At 32.9% G+C, this 18,837-nt stretch carries 15 protein-coding genes and 1 pseudogene; 6 read left to right on the top strand and 10 right to left on the bottom strand.

Annotated elements, in window-relative coordinates:
• The 3 genes from H1R17_RS03070 to H1R17_RS03060 form a co-directional block, all read right to left on the bottom strand.
• Entirely contained in the window at positions 1-3,204 is a 3,204-nt protein-coding gene (locus H1R17_RS03070) for a toxin-antitoxin system YwqK family antitoxin (RefSeq protein WP_163432458.1), read from the bottom strand.
• A 111-nt stretch (positions 3,205-3,315) separates the two neighbouring features.
• On the bottom strand, positions 3,316-3,507 hold the full coding sequence (locus H1R17_RS03065; protein WP_163432459.1) for a hypothetical protein: 192 nt from the start codon (positions 3,505-3,507) through the stop codon (positions 3,316-3,318).
• A 41-nt stretch (positions 3,508-3,548) separates the two neighbouring features.
• Positions 3,549-4,373, bottom strand: a complete 825-nt coding sequence (locus H1R17_RS03060) for a universal stress protein (RefSeq protein ID WP_163432460.1) — start codon at positions 4,371-4,373, stop codon at positions 3,549-3,551.
• Positions 4,374-4,544: 171 nt separating this feature from the next.
• Here H1R17_RS03060 and rimP point away from each other — a divergent pair, with 171 nt between their 5' ends.
• The 4 genes from rimP to H1R17_RS03040 all read left to right on the top strand — a co-directional run bounded on the left by rimP (position 4,545) and on the right by H1R17_RS03040 (position 10,108).
• Positions 4,545-5,012, top strand: a complete 468-nt coding sequence (gene rimP, locus H1R17_RS03055; protein WP_163432461.1) for a ribosome assembly cofactor RimP — start codon at positions 4,545-4,547, stop codon at positions 5,010-5,012.
• A gap of 17 nt (positions 5,013-5,029) precedes the next feature.
• On the top strand, positions 5,030-6,274 hold the full coding sequence (nusA, locus tag H1R17_RS03050; protein ID WP_163432462.1) for a transcription termination factor NusA: 1,245 nt from the start codon (positions 5,030-5,032) through the stop codon (positions 6,272-6,274).
• A 50-nt stretch (positions 6,275-6,324) separates the two neighbouring features.
• Positions 6,325-9,312 (top strand): translation initiation factor IF-2, encoded by a 2,988-nt coding sequence (gene infB / locus H1R17_RS03045; protein WP_163432463.1) that lies wholly within the window; start codon positions 6,325-6,327, stop codon positions 9,310-9,312.
• Positions 9,313-9,433: 121 nt separating this feature from the next.
• Positions 9,434-10,108 (top strand): zinc metallopeptidase, encoded by a 675-nt coding sequence (locus tag H1R17_RS03040; protein WP_163432464.1) that lies wholly within the window; start codon positions 9,434-9,436, stop codon positions 10,106-10,108.
• A gap of 35 nt (positions 10,109-10,143) precedes the next feature.
• On the opposite strand, the gene H1R17_RS14195 is transcribed toward H1R17_RS03040, so the two are convergent.
• The 7 genes and pseudogenes from H1R17_RS14195 to serS all read right to left on the bottom strand — a co-directional run bounded on the left by H1R17_RS14195 (position 10,144) and on the right by serS (position 15,850).
• Entirely contained in the window at positions 10,144-10,557 is a 414-nt protein-coding gene (locus H1R17_RS14195; protein ID WP_240453361.1) for a TM2 domain-containing protein, read from the bottom strand.
• A gap of 21 nt (positions 10,558-10,578) precedes the next feature.
• Positions 10,579-11,511 (bottom strand): annotated as a pseudogene (locus H1R17_RS03035) (2-hydroxyacid dehydrogenase); the annotation flags it as partial.
• 57 nt (positions 11,512-11,568) lie between these two features.
• Positions 11,569-12,063: a DinB family protein gene (locus tag H1R17_RS03030; protein ID WP_163432466.1), complete on the bottom strand. Its 495-nt coding sequence runs from the start codon at positions 12,061-12,063 to the stop codon at positions 11,569-11,571.
• A gap of 29 nt (positions 12,064-12,092) precedes the next feature.
• Positions 12,093-13,445 carry a magnesium transporter gene (gene mgtE, locus H1R17_RS03025; RefSeq protein ID WP_163432467.1) on the bottom strand — a complete coding sequence of 451 codons (1,353 nt, stop codon included), beginning with the start codon at positions 13,443-13,445 and terminating at the stop codon, positions 12,093-12,095.
• Complete coding sequence (gene rsmA, locus H1R17_RS03020) at positions 13,426-14,220, bottom strand: 16S rRNA (adenine(1518)-N(6)/adenine(1519)-N(6))-dimethyltransferase RsmA (RefSeq protein WP_163432468.1); 795 nt, start codon at positions 14,218-14,220, stop codon at positions 13,426-13,428. The genes mgtE and rsmA overlap by 20 nt, the downstream gene beginning before the upstream one ends.
• Complete coding sequence (locus H1R17_RS03015; protein WP_163432469.1) at positions 14,213-14,527, bottom strand: DUF4286 family protein; 315 nt, start codon at positions 14,525-14,527, stop codon at positions 14,213-14,215. The genes rsmA and H1R17_RS03015 overlap by 8 nt, the downstream gene beginning before the upstream one ends.
• A 51-nt stretch (positions 14,528-14,578) precedes the next feature.
• Complete coding sequence (serS, locus tag H1R17_RS03010; protein ID WP_163432470.1) at positions 14,579-15,850, bottom strand: serine--tRNA ligase; 1,272 nt, start codon at positions 15,848-15,850, stop codon at positions 14,579-14,581.
• Positions 15,851-15,950: 100 nt separating this feature from the next.
• On the opposite strand from serS, the gene H1R17_RS03005 reads away from it, so the two are divergent.
• Positions 15,951-16,868, top strand: coding sequence for a hypothetical protein (locus tag H1R17_RS03005; protein WP_163432471.1), 918 nt, complete (start codon positions 15,951-15,953; stop codon positions 16,866-16,868).
• Between the two features lie 10 nt (positions 16,869-16,878).
• Positions 16,879-18,798 (top strand): M1 family aminopeptidase, encoded by a 1,920-nt coding sequence (locus tag H1R17_RS03000; RefSeq protein ID WP_163432472.1) that lies wholly within the window; start codon positions 16,879-16,881, stop codon positions 18,796-18,798.
• Positions 18,799-18,837: the final 39 nt, after the last annotated feature.

Raw genomic sequence — 18,837 nt, 5'->3', positions numbered from 1 at the left:
CTACATTGAAACAAGAATGTCCGAGTCAAAAGTGTATGTGTTTTTAATTTTATTGTTTTCATATATTTTGTAAGTTCCGTGGATTTCATCTTCTGAAAATTCAGATTCAATTAATTTATTGCCGTTTTGTTCGTAATATGTGGTTGTACCTTCTCTTTTACCATTTTTATAAGAAGCTTGCATGTACGTTTTACCATTTTCGTAATTAATACGATTAATACCATGAATCCACCCAGTTGTATATTGCGCTTGAAATGCTGTGGTTCCATCTTCAAAATTCAGAACATAATCTCCGTTGTAAGAAAAATCTTTAAAGTTTATTTCTAGACCCTTTGTACCATTTTTATAATACGATTCTACCTTAGTTACTTGTTTTGTAAAGGGTAATTTTTCTGATAACGTACCATTTTTATCAACTGTTTGATAATTTACCGGAGCGCCAAAGTAATATTCAAAAACGGCAAGCGTTTCTCCATTTGTTCCGTAAATTGTAGTATTGCCATGGCGTTCATCAGCAATAAGTTGAATTTCTTGGTGTTTTTTATTGATTCCAGGGATATAAGATGTTTTAACTACATTTTCTTTTCCCCAAACGTAATTAGAGTTGTGCTTTAAATTACCTAAGTCATCATAATATTTTGAAGAACCATGTTGTTTGCCTGAAACAAATTCGCCTTCAAAAATAACTTTTCCAGTAGGAGCATTGTAAATTTGTTTTCCGTGCAATACATTGTTGGTGTAGTTTTCTTTCATTAAAACTAAATCGCCCGCTTTTTTAATCAAACTACCATGTAATTGTCCGTTTTTTAAGGTAGCTGTTTTAAATACTATAGGTGTTTCATTATAAGTAAAATTTCCATTTTTTCCTGCAAACTCAAAAGTGTACGGCTTTTCTCCTAAATAATAGGTAGAGCTGATTATTAAATTTTCGCTCATTAAATCTTTTCGATACAACTTTTCATTTTGAGTGTATACATACTTATCGTTTTCTAGATTATTGTTAATGTAAAACGAGTTTGTTTGAATTTTACCATTATCATAATACAAAATCTCTGGTCCGTTTAAACCATTTGCATCATAATATTGCGTGTATTTTACTTGATTGTTCCAAAAATCTTGAAATAAACCATTGTAAGAATTGTCTTTATATGAAACGCTGTAATCTTTATGACCGTTGTTTAAAAAAGCTTCTACCTTTAAATAATTTCCATCATTATCAAAAGTTGTTTTGCTTTTTAAATACCCTAAAGCATCATAATATTTCCATTCACCAACAGGTTTGCTTTTAGAAAAGTTTCCTTCTGCAATGATATTTCCAACGGCATTAAAATTCTGATAAAAAGATTTGTCTTTGTTTTTTAAAACAGCCTCATTTACAAGTTGAAATTCTGAATGAGAATATTTACCATTTTTGAAATAATGAGTTTGGTATTTATGACCACTTTCATCATAATTTTCAGATGAAGTTAGATTCTCTTTAGAATCATAGTTTTCTTTCTCTAACAATTTTCCGTTAAACGAAAAACTTTCGTTGGAAATAATTTTATGGTCTTTATATGTAATTTGGGATTCAATTTTTCCATTAGGATGATACGTAATGTAGCTTAAAGGTTTTCCTTTTTCATATTTAGATTCTGTTTTTATGTTGCCATCGTCATAATATTCAAGATAACTACCATCAATTTCATTATCAACATAATTAGACTCTACAATTAATTTACCAATTTCATTGTATCTTTTATAGGCTCCGTTAAATTGCCCGTTTTTGTAATTAGCAATAATTTTTGTTGTTCCATCTGGATAAAAACATTGTGATAAACCATTGTAAGCATCATCCAAATACGTGCCTTCACAATTAAGACCCGATGTAGGAAAATAGGTTGCGTATTTTCCATCCGCTTTTCCATTTTTAGAATTAATTTCGATAGTTAATTTTGTGTTGGCGTCGTAGTTTTTTACAACACCCGTTAATTCACCATCTTTATAATTTTCAGAAAGAGTAAGATTTCCGTTGGTTTCATAATAATTTTTTATACCATTAAGCATGTTGTTTTTATAGGTAATATCTGCTTTTTTGGTTCCAAAATAGTTTTCTATAATACCAATGCCTTCAAACTCGTTTTTTTGATTTAGTGGAATAAATCCTTTTTCGCCATTTTCTCTAAAAACCTTATATTTTTGGTTGTTTCTATAGCCTACATAATATTGATCTGTAATTTTTGTAAGTAAAAAATGGTCTACATAGTTCTTTAATTCTTTTTCGTTTTTACTAAACTCTTTTTCAAATTTTGAACTGATGGAAGCTAATGATAAATAAAGATAATTTTTTGTGTGTCCTGCGGTTACTATTTCTTTAAAGTATTTTCCAAATTGATTTTCAAAATATCCATCTTTAATTGGATGACTTTCAAAATAATCCATAATAGCTTGCATGTTTCTTATTGCAATGTCATCAATACTAATTTTCAAAACATAATCCTTATGATATTGAACTTGAGCATTTAGAAGTTCTTCAAGTTCTTTAAAATCATCCCCTTTTTCAGAATATTTTAATTTAGGTTTGGTAGCATAATTTTGATGGTATTTTTTATTTAATGCAAGCAGGGCATTTTGGGCATTTGCAGAAAGAGGTTCTAGCATTAAAAATGTCATTAAAGACAAGCTGCCTTCAACAATTTTTCCATCTTCTAAAGCAAGTGTTCCTAAATTGTATAAAGCGCTAGTGTGAGAAGGATCAATTAATATGATTTTTTTGAAAAGATCCAATACTTCCTGATTCTTTTTTTGTTTATACAACACAATGGCTTTGTTAAACAATAAATGAGTTGATTCTGGTTGTTTTTCTAAACCAATATTAAAAACCTCTATAGCTTCCTCTAGTTTATCATTTTCACTTAAAACAATTCCGTGAAGTGGTAGTAAATCAGGAAACTCTAAGTATTTCTTTGTTTTGTATAGTTCTGATGAAAATGCTAAAGCTTCGCTGTGTTTTTTTTGTGCTAGTAACGAGTTTAATATTTCATATTGTGCAATTAGGTATTTAGAATCACTGATGTTTATTTTTTTAAACTCTTCAATTGCTTTATCATATGATTCTTTTTGATGTAGTTCTATTCCTGCTGAGATGATAGTGTCAGCTGAATACGTTTGTCCAAAAATAGGTAATGATATTAAAGAAAGTAAGGCTAGGTACTTTTGTTTCATAAGTGTTATGGTTAAATATAATAGTGTTAAAAAAAACTTAATGATTTAAGTAAATATAAAAAAAAGAGTCATACTAAAAAATATGACTCTTAAAAAAATAATAGTTTTATACTACCTATTTGTGTCTGCTGTCCAAGAAGCATTATCTTTTAAATAAAGAATAGTTAACTTGCTAGCATTAATTCTAATGTAATGTGTATCGGTTGATCCAACCATTACAGCAGTATTATCATTCTTTTCAATTTCAATCCCTGTAATATCTGGAATGTCATCAGAGAATAAAAAGTTGTATTTATTACCCACTTTTACTACTTGAACAAAACCATTATCATTTGATTTTGTTACTATAGTTTAAAAGTAATAATAGATCTTGGTGAATGATTCATTAAATCTTCGCTAATGCTTCCGTTTAAGAAACGCGCAAAACCTTTTCTTCCGTGTGTGCCCATTGCAATTAAATCGGCATTTTCACGTTCAGCAAAATTCAAAATTCCTTTTTCAATATCTAAATCATTATAGATAGAAAATTGGTAATTTTCTAACTGAAATTGCTTTAAAAAGTCATGTGCCATTTCTTCCGCAACATGTGTTGGTTTAAAATTATTAGGCGTATTTACCATTAAAAAGTGAGGCGTTCCACCATTTGATTTTAAGAAATTGATAATTTTTTGGAAATTTTGCTTTACTTCTTCCGTAAAATCATTTGCTACAATTACTTTATCAAATTTAACTTCAGCTTGATCTCCTTTAATTGCCAAAACAGGTATTTCAGATGTACGAATCACTTTTTCTGTGTTTGATCCAATAAATAACTCCTTGAAACCGCTTGCGCCGTGAGACCCCATCACAATTAAATCAATGTTTTGGTCTTTTGCAACAGTAGTAACTTCGTCAAAAGTTCTACCTAATTTTAAAATTTGAGAAACCGTTAAGCCGTTCAAATCCTGTGATAATGAAATTTCGCTTAAACGCGCTTCTGCATGCTGCTTAAAGAACATAATTTCAGGTAAATCATAACCTGGTTTAATCATGTCCATTGTTTCTTGTGGTAAATCAATTATATGTAATAAAATAATTTCAGCGTTCGATTTTCTTGCAATGCCAGCAGCTGCCTTTAAAGCATTATATGCTTGAGCAGAAAAATCTGTAGGTACTAAAATTTTATTCATTCGTAAAAATATTTGGTTAATACTATGTTATTAATTTTTATAAATATAGTTATTTAATTGATAAATAGCTAAAAAAAACCTTTTCTAAAATAAAATTTGTATATTTGCACAGTTATTTATTGGTAAACTAAATAATGAGGGGACGCGTGTCCCCTCTTTTTATAAAAAAATATGGATTTTAAAGCGCAAGTTAAAGATTTATTAGAGCAAGGGTTAGCAGAGCATCCCGAGTTGTTTTTAATAGATTTTACTATTTCGCCTGATTTTAAAATATCAGTAGTAATAGATGGTGACAACGGTGTTACATTGCAAGATTGCATTGATGTTAGTAGAAGTATTGAACACAATTTAGACAGAGAAGAACAAGATTTTTCTTTAGAAGTAGCTTCTGCTGGGGCAACCGCACCTATGAAATTTCCGCGCCAATATCAGAAAAACATTGGTAGAACATTAGAGGTTACATCTAATGACGATACTAAAATAGAAGCTAAGTTGATAGATGCTAACAACGAAGCAATAAAATTAGAATGGAAAGCCCGTGAACCAAAAAAGGTAGGAAAGGGTAAAGAAACGGTTGTTAAAACTGCTGAAATTCCGTATATTAGCATCAAAAAAGCAGTTGTAGTTATATCATTTTAAAAAATACACATAATTTCATGGATAATATTGCATTAATTGATTCATTTTCAGAATTTAAAGATTTTAAACATATAGACAGAGTTACCTTAATGGCAATTTTAGAAGATGTTTTTAGAAATGCATTGAAGAAAAGATTTGGTTCAGACGATAACTTTGATATCATTATTAATCCTGATAAAGGAGATATGGAGATATGGAGAAACAGAATCGTGGTAGCCGATGGTGAGGTGGAAGATGAAAATTCGGAAATTTCTTTAAAAGAAGCACGTTCAATTGAACCAGATTTTGAAGTAGGTGAAGAAGTTTCAGAAGAAGTGAAATTGTTTCAATTAGGGCGTCGTGCTATTTTAGCATTACGTCAAAATTTAATTACCAAAATTCAAGAGCACGATAGTACCAATCTTTACAAACAATTTAAAGATATGGTTAACGAAGTGTATGCAGCAGAGGTAAGCCATGTACGCCCTAGAGCGGTGATTTTAATAGATGAAAATAACAAGGAAATTATCTTGCCAAAAGAAAAACAAATTCCTTCAGATTATTTCAAAAAAGGAGAAACAGTTAAAGGAATCATTGAAAGTGTTGAGTTAAAAGGAAACAAACCTCAAATCATCATGAGTAGAACTTCTGAGTTGTTTTTAGAGAAGTTGTTTGAGCAAGAAATTCCTGAAATTGCAGACGGAATCATTACTTTGCATAAAGTAGTGCGTATCCCAGGCGAAAAAGCAAAAGTGGCTGTAGATAGTTACAATGAAAATATAGATGCAGTAGGTGCTTGTGTTGGTATTAAAGGATCGCGTATTCACGGTATTGTACGTGAATTAGGAAACGAAAATATTGATGTAATAAGCTACACAAACAATCCAGAATTATACATTCAACGTGCGTTAAGTCCAGCAAAAATTAACAATGTTGTTTTAAATGAGGATACTAAAAAAGCAAACGTTTTCTTAGATATTGCAGAAGTTTCTAAAGCTATTGGTAAAGGTGGTCAAAACATTAAATTGGCAAGTTTACTAACAGGTTATGATATTGATGTAATTAGAGATGGTGCTCAGGTTTTAGAAGAAGATGATGTAGAATTACGTGAATTCTCTGATGAAATTGATGAATGGGTAATTGATGAATTTGTAAAGATTGGTTTAGATACCGCGAAAAGTGTGTTGAAAAATTCTGTAGAAGAATTAGTAAGAAGAACCGATTTGGAAGAAGAAACTGTAGAATACGTATTACGTATTTTAAGTGAAGAATTCGATGACTAATTAACAAACACAACAACACAACAACACACAAAATATACTAAAAGGATCGTATGTCTGATAAAAGAGTAATAAGAATAAACAAAGTATTAAGAGAATTAAATATTTCTCTCGATAGAGCCGTGGAATTTTTGAAAACGAAGAGCTTTGAAATTGAAGCGTCTCCGAATGCAAAAATTTCCGATGAGGAATATGATGCTTTAAACAAACAGTTCTCGGCCGATAAAGGGAAGAAAGAAGCTTCGAAAGAAGTAAGCGAAGAAAAGAAAAAAGAAAAAGAAGAATTACGTTTAGAGCGCGAACAGGAAGAGAAACGCAAAAAAGAAATTGAGGATAAGCGTAAAAAAGAGGAAGAAGATAAGCGCAAAAGAGAAGAAGACGAAAAACGTAAGAAAGAAGAAGACGAAAAGCGCGAGCAAGAAGTTATAAAAGCTAAAGCAGCTACAGTATCTACAATTAAAACAGTAGGTAAAATTGATTTAGATTCAGTTACTAAAAAGCCTGCTGCTGATAAAGCAGAAGCAGCTCCAAAAGCTACTGAAAAATTAAAAGAAACGCAGCCTAAGAATGTAGAACAACAACCAGTGCAACCTAAACAGGAAGCTAAACCTAAAGAGGAAAAGGTTGTTGAGAAAAACACAAAAGAGGCAGATAGTACAAAAACCGAAGCTCCTAAGAAACAAGTTGAAAAACCTGTTGCTGAAGTTGCTAAGGAAACTACGGCTCCTAAAGCGGAAAGTACTGATGAAAACGCAGAGCCAGAAATCATCAAAACACAATACCAAAAACTTTCAGGTACTACTTTCACAGGTCAAAAAATTGATTTATCTCAATTCAACAAACCTAAAAAGAAGAAAGAAGAGCCTAAGAAAGATAATAACAAACCTGGTGGGGCAGGAAACAATGCAGCTAACAATAAAAACAAGCGTAAGCGCATAGAAAAATCAGCAGGTACAAATACACCTAACCAACAAGGTGGTGCAAACAAACCAGCAGGTCAAGGTGGTAATAATCGCCCAGGTGGTAATAACAATAACCGTCCTAGTGGTAATAACAGCAATCGTCCAGGTGGTCCAGGTGGTAATCGTAACTTTAACAAAGGTGGTAATAACCATAGACAACCTGTTGTAAAAGTAGAGCCTACTGATGAAGAAGTAAAAAATCAAATTAAAGAAACTTTAGAGCGTTTACAAGGAAAACAAAACAAATCTAAAGCGGCTAAATATAGAAAAGACAAGCGTGAACTTCACCGTAAAAAAGAAGAAGAAGCACGTGCAGATGATGAATTAAAAATCTTAAAAGTTACGGAGTTTGTAACGGTTGGTGAAATTGCCACTATGATGGATGTGCCTATTACTAAGGTAATTGGAACGTGTATGTCATTAGGAATTATGGTAACCATGAACCAACGTTTAGATGCTGAAACATTAACTATTGTAGCCGATGAATTTGGATACGAAGTACAATTTACAACGGCTGATATTGAAGAGTCTATTGTAGAAGAAGTTGATGCACCTGAAGATTTAGTAGCACGTGCACCTATTGTTACAGTAATGGGTCACGTAGATCATGGTAAAACATCGTTGTTAGATTACGTTCGTAAAGCAAACGTAATTGCGGGTGAATCAGGAGGTATTACACAACATATTGGTGCTTACGGAGTAACTTTAGAAAGTGGTCAAAAAATTACGTTCTTAGATACACCAGGTCACGAGGCGTTTACCGCAATGCGTGCACGTGGAGCGCAAGTTACCGATATTGCTATTATTGTGGTTGCTGCCGATGACGATATCATGCCTCAAACAAAAGAAGCTATTTCGCATGCGCAAGCAGCTGGGGTTCCTATCATCTTTGCAATTAACAAGGTAGATAAGCAAACAGCAAATCCTGAAAAAATTAAAGAGAAATTAGCAGCAATGAATTTCCTTGTTGAAGAATGGGGAGGTACTTACCAATCACAAGATATTTCTGCAAAATTTGGACAAGGTGTTCCAGAATTGTTAGAAAAAGTATTGTTAGAAGCTGAAATGTTAGAATTAAAAGCTAATCCTAGCAAATTGGCAACAGGTACTGTTGTTGAAGCATTCTTAGATAAAGGTCGTGGATATGTATCTACTATCTTAGTACAAAGCGGTACATTACGCATTGGAGATTATGTGTTGGCTGGTAAAAACCACGGAAAGGTACGTGCTATGCATGATGAAAGAGGTAAGGCTGTGAAAGAAGCAGGTCCTTCTCGTCCAGTATCTATTTTAGGTTTAGATGGTGCACCAACAGCGGGTGATAAATTCAATGTGTTTGAAGATGAGCGCGAGGCTAAAGCAATTGCAGCTAAGCGTACACAGTTAATTCGCGAGCAATCGGTTCGTGCACAACGTCATATTACATTAGCAGAAATTGGTCGTCGTATTGCATTAGGAGATTTCAAAGAGTTAAACATCATCTTAAAAGGTGACGTGGATGGATCGGTAGAAGCTTTATCAGACTCGTTCTCTAAGTTATCAACAGATGAAATTCAAATCAATATCATTCATAAAGGTGTAGGTGCTATTACAGAATCGGATGTATTGTTAGCTTCGGCTTCAGATGCCATCATTATTGGTTTCAACGTACGTCCAATGGGTAATGCTAAAACTATTGCAGATAAAGAAGAAATCGATATCAAAACATACTCAATCATCTATGATGCAATTGATGATGTTAAAGATGCAATGGAAGGCATGTTGTCACCAGAATTAAAAGAAGAAATTACAGGTACAGCTGAAATTCGTGAGTTATTTAAAATTTCTAAAGTAGGTACTATTGCAGGATGTATGGTTACTGATGGAAAAATCTTCCGTAACTCTAAAATCCGCTTAATCCGTGAAGGAGTTGTAATTTACACAGGTGAGCTTACTGCTTTAAAACGTTTTAAAGATGATGTTAAAGAAGTTTCTAAAGGATACGATTGTGGTATGCAAATTAAAAACTACAACGACTTAAAAGAATATGATATCATTGAAGCCTTCCAAGAAGTTGAAGTTAAGAAAACATTGAAATAAGAATGTTTTTAGTTAAATAATTGATAAAGGAGCCTTTGGGTTCCTTTTGTCATTTTGACAGTTTTGCGCTTTTTTGTAAATTGGCGTAACATTTGATTTAAACACTAAAACAATTTTAATTATGTATTGGATATTAATAATAATAACCATGTTAGCAAGTTGGTTGGTTGGCAAGCGCTTGCAAAGTAAGTTTGATAAATACTCTAAAGTTCATTTAAGAAATGGAATGAGCGGAGCCGAAATAGCAACTAAAATGCTACATGATCATGGTATTTATGATGTAAAAGTTATTTCTACACCAGGTAGATTAACCGATCATTACAACCCAGCAGATAAAACCGTTAATTTAAGTGAGGCTGTTTACAATCAACGCAATGCAGCAGCGGCAGCAGTTGCCGCTCATGAAGTTGGTCACGCAGTGCAACATGCAACAGCTTATAGTTGGTTAACCATGCGTTCTAAAATGGTGCCAGTGGTAAATATTGCTTCGCGCTTTATTTCTATAACCTTAATTGCTGGTATCTTGTTAATTCAATCGTTTCCGCAATTGTTGTTAATAGGAATCATTTTATTTGCAGTTACAACGGTTTTTTCTATTGTTACCTTGCCTGTAGAGTATGATGCTAGTAATCGTGCTTTAAAATGGTTGCAAACCAAGAATATGGTTACACGAGAAGAATATGCTGGAGCTGAAGATTCTTTAAAATGGGCTGCGCGTACCTATGTAGTTGCTGCCTTATCATCAATAGGAACTTTACTTTACTATGTAATGATTTATATGGGAAGAAGAGAATAATAAAAAACGGACACTTAGTGTCCGTTTTTTTTATTTTAAAACCAAGGCTTGCGATTGCGCATATAGGTGTTGTAAAAGTCTTCATCACTTTTGGTTAAGTAAATAATTCCTTCAACCAAACCAATAATTCCTGTAGCAAACAAAATAAAATAACCAATTACAAAACAAGCAGTAACATAGCCTGCAATTCCTAAAGTTAATAATATAATACCTTCTGTATTGTAGCCTAATACAAACTTATGTACACCAATGTGTCCTAAAATAATAGCTAAAATACCTGCAAGAATTTTTTTACTATTAGCTTCTTGAATATAAGCAGGTTGCTGCTGATATGCTTGTTGGTATTGGTTTTGTTGATTTCCGTAAGGATTGTTTTGCTGAACAGGAGGTTGTTGCGGATTGTTTTGTGGTACTTGATTTCCGTTTTCTACATTGTTGTTTTCTTCCATAGCGTTAGATGATTTTGGTTTAAATATACGAATTATTTTTTGTGCAATTATTTGTGCTAATTTTTCTTTACTTTCAATAGTCCAACCTGCAATATGTGGCGATAGTAAAACATTTTCTGCATTGATTAAATATCGAAAACTTTCAGGTAGCTCATTATCTGAAAACATATTTTCAAACGATGTTTTTTCGTACTCTAAAACATCTAATCCTGCACCTTTTACTTTGCCCGATTTTAAAGCGTCAACCAAATCATCTGTATTAACCGATTTTCCACGAGCAGTATTGATAAACCAAAACGATTTTAAAAATCCGTCAATCATCGGTTTATTAATCAAATGATGTGTTTCAGGAGTTTCAGGTGTGTGTAAGCTTAAAACATCAACTCTTTGCTGTAACTCTTGTAGAGATACTTGCTGTGCATTACCATCGCCCACATGTGGTAAAATATCGTAACATAAAACAGTACAATTAAAACCTTTTAAACGTTGCGCAAATGCTTTTCCCATAACACCATATCCAATAATGCCTACTGTTTTACCTTCTAATTCTATGCCTCGGTTTTCTTCACGTTTCCAAATACCATTGCTAATTTCATTATTAACATAGTTTAATTTGTTGGTAAGGTTTAAAAGCATACCCATGGCATGTTCTGCAACAGCAGTACGGTTTCCTTCTGGTGCTGCTATTAACTGGATGCCTTTTTGCTGCGCATATTCGCAATCAATATTTTCAAGACCAGCACCTACACGACCAATAAACTTAAGGTTTGATGCTGCGTCTAGAAATGTTTTGTCTATTTTAAATCTACTTCTTAAAACAATTCCATCGTATTGATGAATAATTTGTTCAATGGCTTCTTTAGGAGCGTAATAGTTTTCATCGTTTTCAAAACCTGCATTGGTGAGTTCTTCTATTAATAACGGATGATTTTTATCAAGATGTAGTATTTTCATGCAACAAGTAATTTTAAGTAAAGATAGAAAAAAAGCAATCTGAATAGATTGCCTTTTTTATTGTCGTTCATCTGCAGACGGACCGTATAATCCAGGAACAGGAATATCAAGCAAACGTAAATAAACGCTTAACTGCCCACGATGGTGAATTAAATGGTTGGTTATAATAAAACGTACAGCACCTGCTTTAGGCAATTCTGCAATAATATGATCACCTGCTTTTAAAGCCCAATTTTCAAAATAAGTAGCTTCGTCTAAAGCTTCAATTATTTTCTTGTTTTTTTCGTATCCTTTTTCAAGTGCATCTAAAAGCTCATCTACTGTTGTTAATTTTGAAGGAACGTAGTGTTTGTGAAAATCAAAAGCGTCCATTGTTAAAGCAAAAGCAACCCAACCGTGAAGTTCTACAATATGGTTTGCTAATTCACCTACAGACATTGATTTTTCATGAGGTTTCCACCCAAAAACGTCGCTGTTTAAGTTTTTTAATATACGCGCTGTATTGTTTTTTTCGCGCTCTAATTCAATTAATAATGCTTTCTGAATTCCCATAGTTTTATATATTGAGATTTAAATTGATGTTAAAACCCTAAAATAAGTTTTGCAATTGTAAAATAAATTAAAATTCCAAAAATATCATTGCTTGTTGTAATAAATGGTCCGGTAGCAATAGCTGGATCAATGCCGTATTTGTTTAAAGTAATAGGAATAAAAGTGCCAATTAAACTAGCTAATATCATTACAGTAACAAGTGCTAATACAATAGTTGTTGATATTTCATAAGTGGTACCCATTATAAAATGAGTAGCTAACAATAATAATACTGCCAAAATGGTACTGTTTAAAAGTGCCAAAAGCATTTCTTTACCCAAACGTTTCCATAAGGAACCTGATAAACTGTTGTTGGCTAAACCTTGCACTACAATTGCTGATGATTGTACACCAACGTTTCCTGCCATTGCCGCCACTAAAGGGGTAAAGAAAAATAAGGTTTGGTATTTTTCCATAGCTCCGCTAAAGCTTTCGGAAATATTTACAGCAATAAAACTTCCTAATAAAGCAAGTAACAACCAAGGCAAACGTGCTTTTGTAAGTTCCCAAATGCTGTCATCGGCCTCAACATCCTGCGAGATACCCGCTGCCATTTGGTAATCACGATCTGCCTCTTCCTTAATAACGTCAACAATGTCATCAATGGTAATTCTACCTACTAATCTTCCTGTTTCATCAATTACTGGAATGGCCTCTAAATCGTATTTTTGCATGATACGCGCTACTTCAGTATCCTCGGTATCAACTTTTACCGAATCAACTTTAGGAATGTAAATTTCCTTGACTTGCGTGGTGGTTGAAGAAGTAATTAAATCTTTTAACGATAAACGTCCTTTTAAACGCTCTTCATCATCAACTACATAAATAGAATGTACACGCGATACATTTTCTGCTTGTTTGCGAATTTCTTGGATACAAGTTAAAACATTCCAGTTTTCATTTACCTGAATGTACTCTTTCGCCATTAAACCACCCGCCGTGTCTTCGTCATAACGTAAAAGTTCAACGATATCTTTGGCGTGTTCAAAATCTTCTAACTCAGAAATTACCTCGTCTTTAATTTCTTCGGGTAATTCTGCAATAATATCTACCGCATCATCGGTATCCATCTCATCTAACTCTTCCGCAATTTCTTTTGCTGAAAGGTTGTTTAAGATTTTTTCACGAACTTCTTCATCAAGTTCTAAAAGAATTTCGGAACTAATTTCCGATTCAATGATTTTAAACAAATAGCCAGCATCGCCACCGTTTAATTCGTTCATTAATTCGGCAATATCAGCAAAGTGAATGTCCTCGAGCCTGCGAAGGATTTCGCGTTCGTTTTTTTCGGCAATTAAGCCTTCGATCTCTTGGATAAATTCTTTACTGATTTTGAACTCCATAAGCTTCTATTTTTTGTGTTAGGGCAATAAATTCTTCTGTACTTAATTGTTCTGGACGTAAGTTAAATACTTCGTCGTTTTTAATTTCTTCTGATATAAAGCTTTTTAAACTGTTGCGCATGGTTTTTCTACGTTGGTTAAAGGCTAATTTAACTACTGTAAAAAATAATTTTTCGCTACAAGGCAATGTGTAATTTTCTTTACGAATCATACGCATAACACCCGATTTTACCTTTGGAGGAGGCGTGAAAACGTGTTCTGATACGGTAAATAAATATTCTACATCGTAAAAAGCCTGAGCTAAAACGGATAAAATACCATATGCTTTGGTGCCTTTTTTCTCGCAAATACGCTCGGCAACTTCTTTTTGAAACATACCAGCAAATTCGGGAATTTGATCGCGCATTTCTAAAACTCTAAATACAATTTGAGTTGAAATATTGTACGGAAAATTACCTATAATGGCATAAGGCTCGTCTTGAAAAATCTTTTTTAAATTGTACTTCAAAAAATCTTCGCCAATAATATGGTTGTGTAATTTTTCGTAATGTTTTTCTAAATAAGCAACCGATTCGGTATCAATTTCAATTACAAAGGTTTCAATAGGTTTTGCTAACAAATATTTGGTTAACACACCCATACCCGGACCAATTTCTAAAACTTTGTTGTAGCCTTGTAGCGTAAGTGCATCTGCAATATTTTGAGCAACACTTTCGTCATTTAAAAAATGCTGACCTAAATGCTTTTTTGCTTTTACTTTATCGTTGTTACTCATGTTCGCTAATTATTTCTAAATCGGTACGAAAAGTAAGCATTTTATCTGCAAAACGTTTCAAACCATCGCTTCTTAATAAAGGCGCGTGATTGTCTTTGTAATCTTGTAAGGCTTCTTTGGTTGGTGCAAAATATTGAGCAGAGTAGGTTACGCCGCCCATATCTTCATCAACCAAAACTTTTACCAAACGTGCCGATGTAAAACAACCTGTGTTTAGTACTTCTTGTATGTGTTGGGTTTGCATCCAATTAAGCCATTCATCATGAACCGACTCGTCTATATTGATGGTAACGTTGTAAATAATCATACGTTGTATTTTAAAAAAACATCAATCGTTACAATTGATGTTTTTGATTTTTTAATTGATGATATCGAATCCGCAGTAAGGTTTTAATGCGTCTGGAATAACGATGCCTTCTGGTGTTTGATAGTTTTCTAAAATACCTGCCAATACGCGTGGTAATGCTAATGACGAACCGTTTAAGGTGTGTGCTAATTGCGTTTTACCATCTTTTCCTTTAAAGCGTAATTTTAAACGATTTGCTTGGAAGGTTTCAAAACATGAAACAGATGAAATTTCTAACCAACGATCTTGTGCTGTAGAAAATACTTCGAAATCATACGTTAAAGATGATGTAAAGCCCATGTCACCACCACATAAACGTAAAATACGGTAAGGTAATTTTAATTCGTTCAAGATGTTTTTTACATGTTCTACCATTCCATCTAAAGCTTTGTAAGAATTGTCAGGATGTTCTACACGAACAATTTCTACTTTATCAAACTGGTGTAAACGATTTAAACCACGTACGTGTGCGCCGTATGAACCAGCTTCTCTACGAAAACAAGGCGTGTAAGCGGTGTGGCAAATTGGTAATTCACTTTCTTGTAAAATAACATCGCGGTACAAATTGGTAACAGGTACTTCGGCTGTTGGAATTAAATATAAATCATCGGCAACTGCATGATACATTTGTCCTTCTTTATCAGGTAATTGTCCCGTTCCGTAGCCTGATGCTTCGTTAATTAAATGCGGTACTTGTACTTCGTTATAACCTGCATCTGTATTCTTGTCTAAGAAATAAGCAATTAAAGCACGTTGTAATTTAGCCCCTTTGCCTTTGTACACAGGAAAACCAGCGCCCGTAATTTTGGCACCTAAATCAAAATCAATAATATCGTATTTTTTAGCTAATTCCCAATGCGGTAAAGCGCCTTCAAACAAAGTAGGAATTGTTCCATGCTCAAAAACATTTAAGTTATCATCAGCTGTTTTTCCTTCCGGAACAATATCTGCTGGTGTATTTGGAATTTGGTATAATGCGTTTGTTAATTCATCGGTAACCGTATTTAAAATTTCTTTTAAATCAGCTGTTTTATCTTTGAATTGAGTCGATTTTTCTTTTAAGATTTCGGCTTTTGCTTTTTCGCCATTACGCATTAAGTCACCAATTTCTTTGGATAGCTTGTTCGATTCTGCTAAAATGTTGTCTAATTCAACTTGAGTTGATCTTCTTTTTTCATCTAAGTTAATTACGTTCTGAATCATTTCAGTAGCATCAAGATTTCTTTTAGCTAGTGCTTTCACTACCTTTTCTTGATTTTCTCTAATGTAAGCTATCTGTAGCATAATAAATAAATTAATAAAGAACAAAAGTACAAAAAATGTTAAGGAGAAGCAGTGTGTTTTTTTTATTTATATTTGATAAACTAAACTAATGTTATTTGTTATGAGGCTTTTTTACTACATTGTTATAGTTCTGTCTCTATATGGTTGTGCTTATCCATCCAATGATGATAACGCACCTGCAGTTCACAGACCTCCTTTTGAAAAACTTGATCAAAAGTTTTTTAATGAAGCATCAAGTGTTTTGTCAAAACCCGAAAATAAAATACGGTTGGATTCTATAATTGATATAAAATTTGAAAATTATTCTCCTGGTGAAACAAAACCAACCAAGAATGTTTTTTATAATTATATGGATGATGTAACTTATAGGATTACTTATGTTTTTGATTATAATCAAAACAATCATGTTAATAGAATAAGTGTTTACAAAGGATATATAGATGATGTAAAAAGTAAAGGAACTTTGTTAAATCAACTTGATTTTACGTATGATAATCATGATAATATAGTTGAAGTTAAAAAATATTATTCTGACAATTCATTCGTAATGAGTTATTTTACTTATGAAAATAATAAAATGATAAAACATGAATCTGTTTATAATAGTGAGGTTTCTTACGAACAACTATCATATGTAAAAGATAGTGTGAATATTGATTATTACAATATCCATAATAAAATAATAAGTAAAAGTAAGTTAGTGTTAGATGAGTTTAAAAACATTACGTATAGTTCTTTTATTGTTTTTAATTCGCAACAAGTTAGTGAATGGCATGGAGGAAATGTAAATTACCCTAAAAATATATATAAACCTATGGGAGGTGTTTTTCCTGAAAATTTTACTATAGGAATGGCAATATTTAATAATATGGGGACGGAGTATTCTGGGATGCATCTTGATAAAAAGGAGTATCAATTATCAAATTCTCTTCAGCTAAATCAATTTTTTTACCCAGAAATTTTTCAAGTAGGTGATTATTTTTCAGGACATAAAAAACTATATTATTACACGTATTAAAACAATGTTTATGAAAAGAATTATTTTTGCTTTTGCATGTAGTTTTCAAGTCTTAATTTCATCTGCTCAAATTACAACGGAATCACAAAATGAATATCGTTTGTATGAAAAAAAGGCAGCAGAAAAACGATTGTCTTTTAAGCAAAATCCCAATACTTTAAATTATGATGTTAAGCATCATAAACTAGATTTAACAATAAACCCAAATTCATATTACATCTCAGGTGTTGTAACAACGCAATTTGTACCTAATGAAAATTTGCAAACCATTGTATTTGATTTAAGTCATCAATTAAAAGTAAGCGCTGTAACACAAGGTGGTCAAAAGGCTTCTTTTACACAAGCTAATAATGAGTTAACAATACAATTGCCACAAGCTGTAGCAAATGGTACGCAAGGAGAAGTTGTAATTACATATGCTGGCACTCCGCCTTCTGAAAATGAAGCTTTTGTTAAGAGTTTTCATTCGGGCACGCCAATTGTTTGGACACTTTCAGAACCTTTTGGGGCTCGAGATTGGTGGCCTTGTAAACAATCGTTAAATGATAAAATAGATGCTATTGATATTTTTCTAACAACACCATCAAATATGGTTGCGGTAGCAAATGGTTTAGAACAAGGACAAGTAAATAATAACAACGGCACCAAAACCACACATTTTAAGCATGGTTTTCCAATTCCTGCTTACTTAGTAGCTATTGCAGTAACTAATTATCAAATATACAATCAAACAGCGGGCTCGTCTCCAAATACTTTTCCAGTGGTTAATTATTTGTATCCAGAAACGTATGATGCAGCAGTTAGTCAGTTAGCGGTTACATTGCCTGTTATGAATGTTTTTGAAAAGTTGTTTGGAACCTATCCATATCATACTGAAAAATACGGACATGCTCAATTTGGTTGGGGTGGAGGTATGGAGCATACCACGGTTTCGTTTATGGGTGGATTTTCAAGAGGATTGATTGCACACGAGTTAGCGCATCATTGGTTTGGTGATAAGGTTACATGTGGTAGTTGGAAAGATGTATGGATTAATGAAGGCTTCGCAGAATACATGGCAGGTTTGGTAATTGAACATTTAGATGGTGTAAATTCATTTGTGAGTTGGAAGAATAATAAAATAAACAGCATTACAAGTTTACCAAGCGGCAATGTATATTTAACAGATGCGCAAGCTTTAGATTCGGATCGTATTTTTAGTAGTCGCCTTACTTATGACAAGGGTTCAATGGTAGTGCATATGTTGCGTTATACGTTGGGCGATGAGGTTTTTTATAGAGGAATGCAACAGTTTTTAAATGATCCTGCCATTGCGTACAATTATGCTGTTACAACCCAAGTAAAGCAACATTTAGAAGCAGCTTCGGGCAAAGATTTAACCGAATTTTTTAATGATTGGGTTTATGGAGAAGGATATCCATCTTATCATGTTGATGCAGAAACATTATCAGCAACCCAAACAAAAATAAAAGTATCTCAAAAGCAATCGCATAGTAGCGTTTCGTTTTTTGAAATGCCTGTAACTTTAAAGTTGATAGGGTCTGATGGTAAATCGGAAATTGTAGTTGTTCAGCATACACAAAACAATCAAGAGTTTATTGTTGATTCTAATGTTGGGGTTGTAACGGAAATTCAATTCAATCCTTTTCAGGATATCGTTTCAAAAGACAATACTGTAACAGTTAAAAGTTCTTTGAAAGCTTACGGAAACGAAATTAAAGTGATGCCCAATCCTTTTCAATCATCGTTTAAAGTAGCCATACCAGAAAATGTGGTGGTAAAAGCAATGAGCTTGTATGATACAAAAGGAAAACTAATTGCGCAAAATATTAATAATCCGTACAGCGCAGAAAGTCTAGCAAATGGTATGTATGTGGTGCTTATTGAAACAGCAAACCAAACCTATTATAAAAAAGTGCTTAAAAATTAAAATGAACTTAAAGTGTATTAATTACTAAAGTTAAAATAG

The organism is Flavobacterium sp. xlx-214 (assembly GCF_013874595.1).
GTDB lineage: Bacteria > Bacteroidota > Bacteroidia > Flavobacteriales > Flavobacteriaceae > Flavobacterium.
Note: the sequence above shows the minus strand (reverse complement) of the source record. Positions and strands in the feature narration are given on the sequence as shown.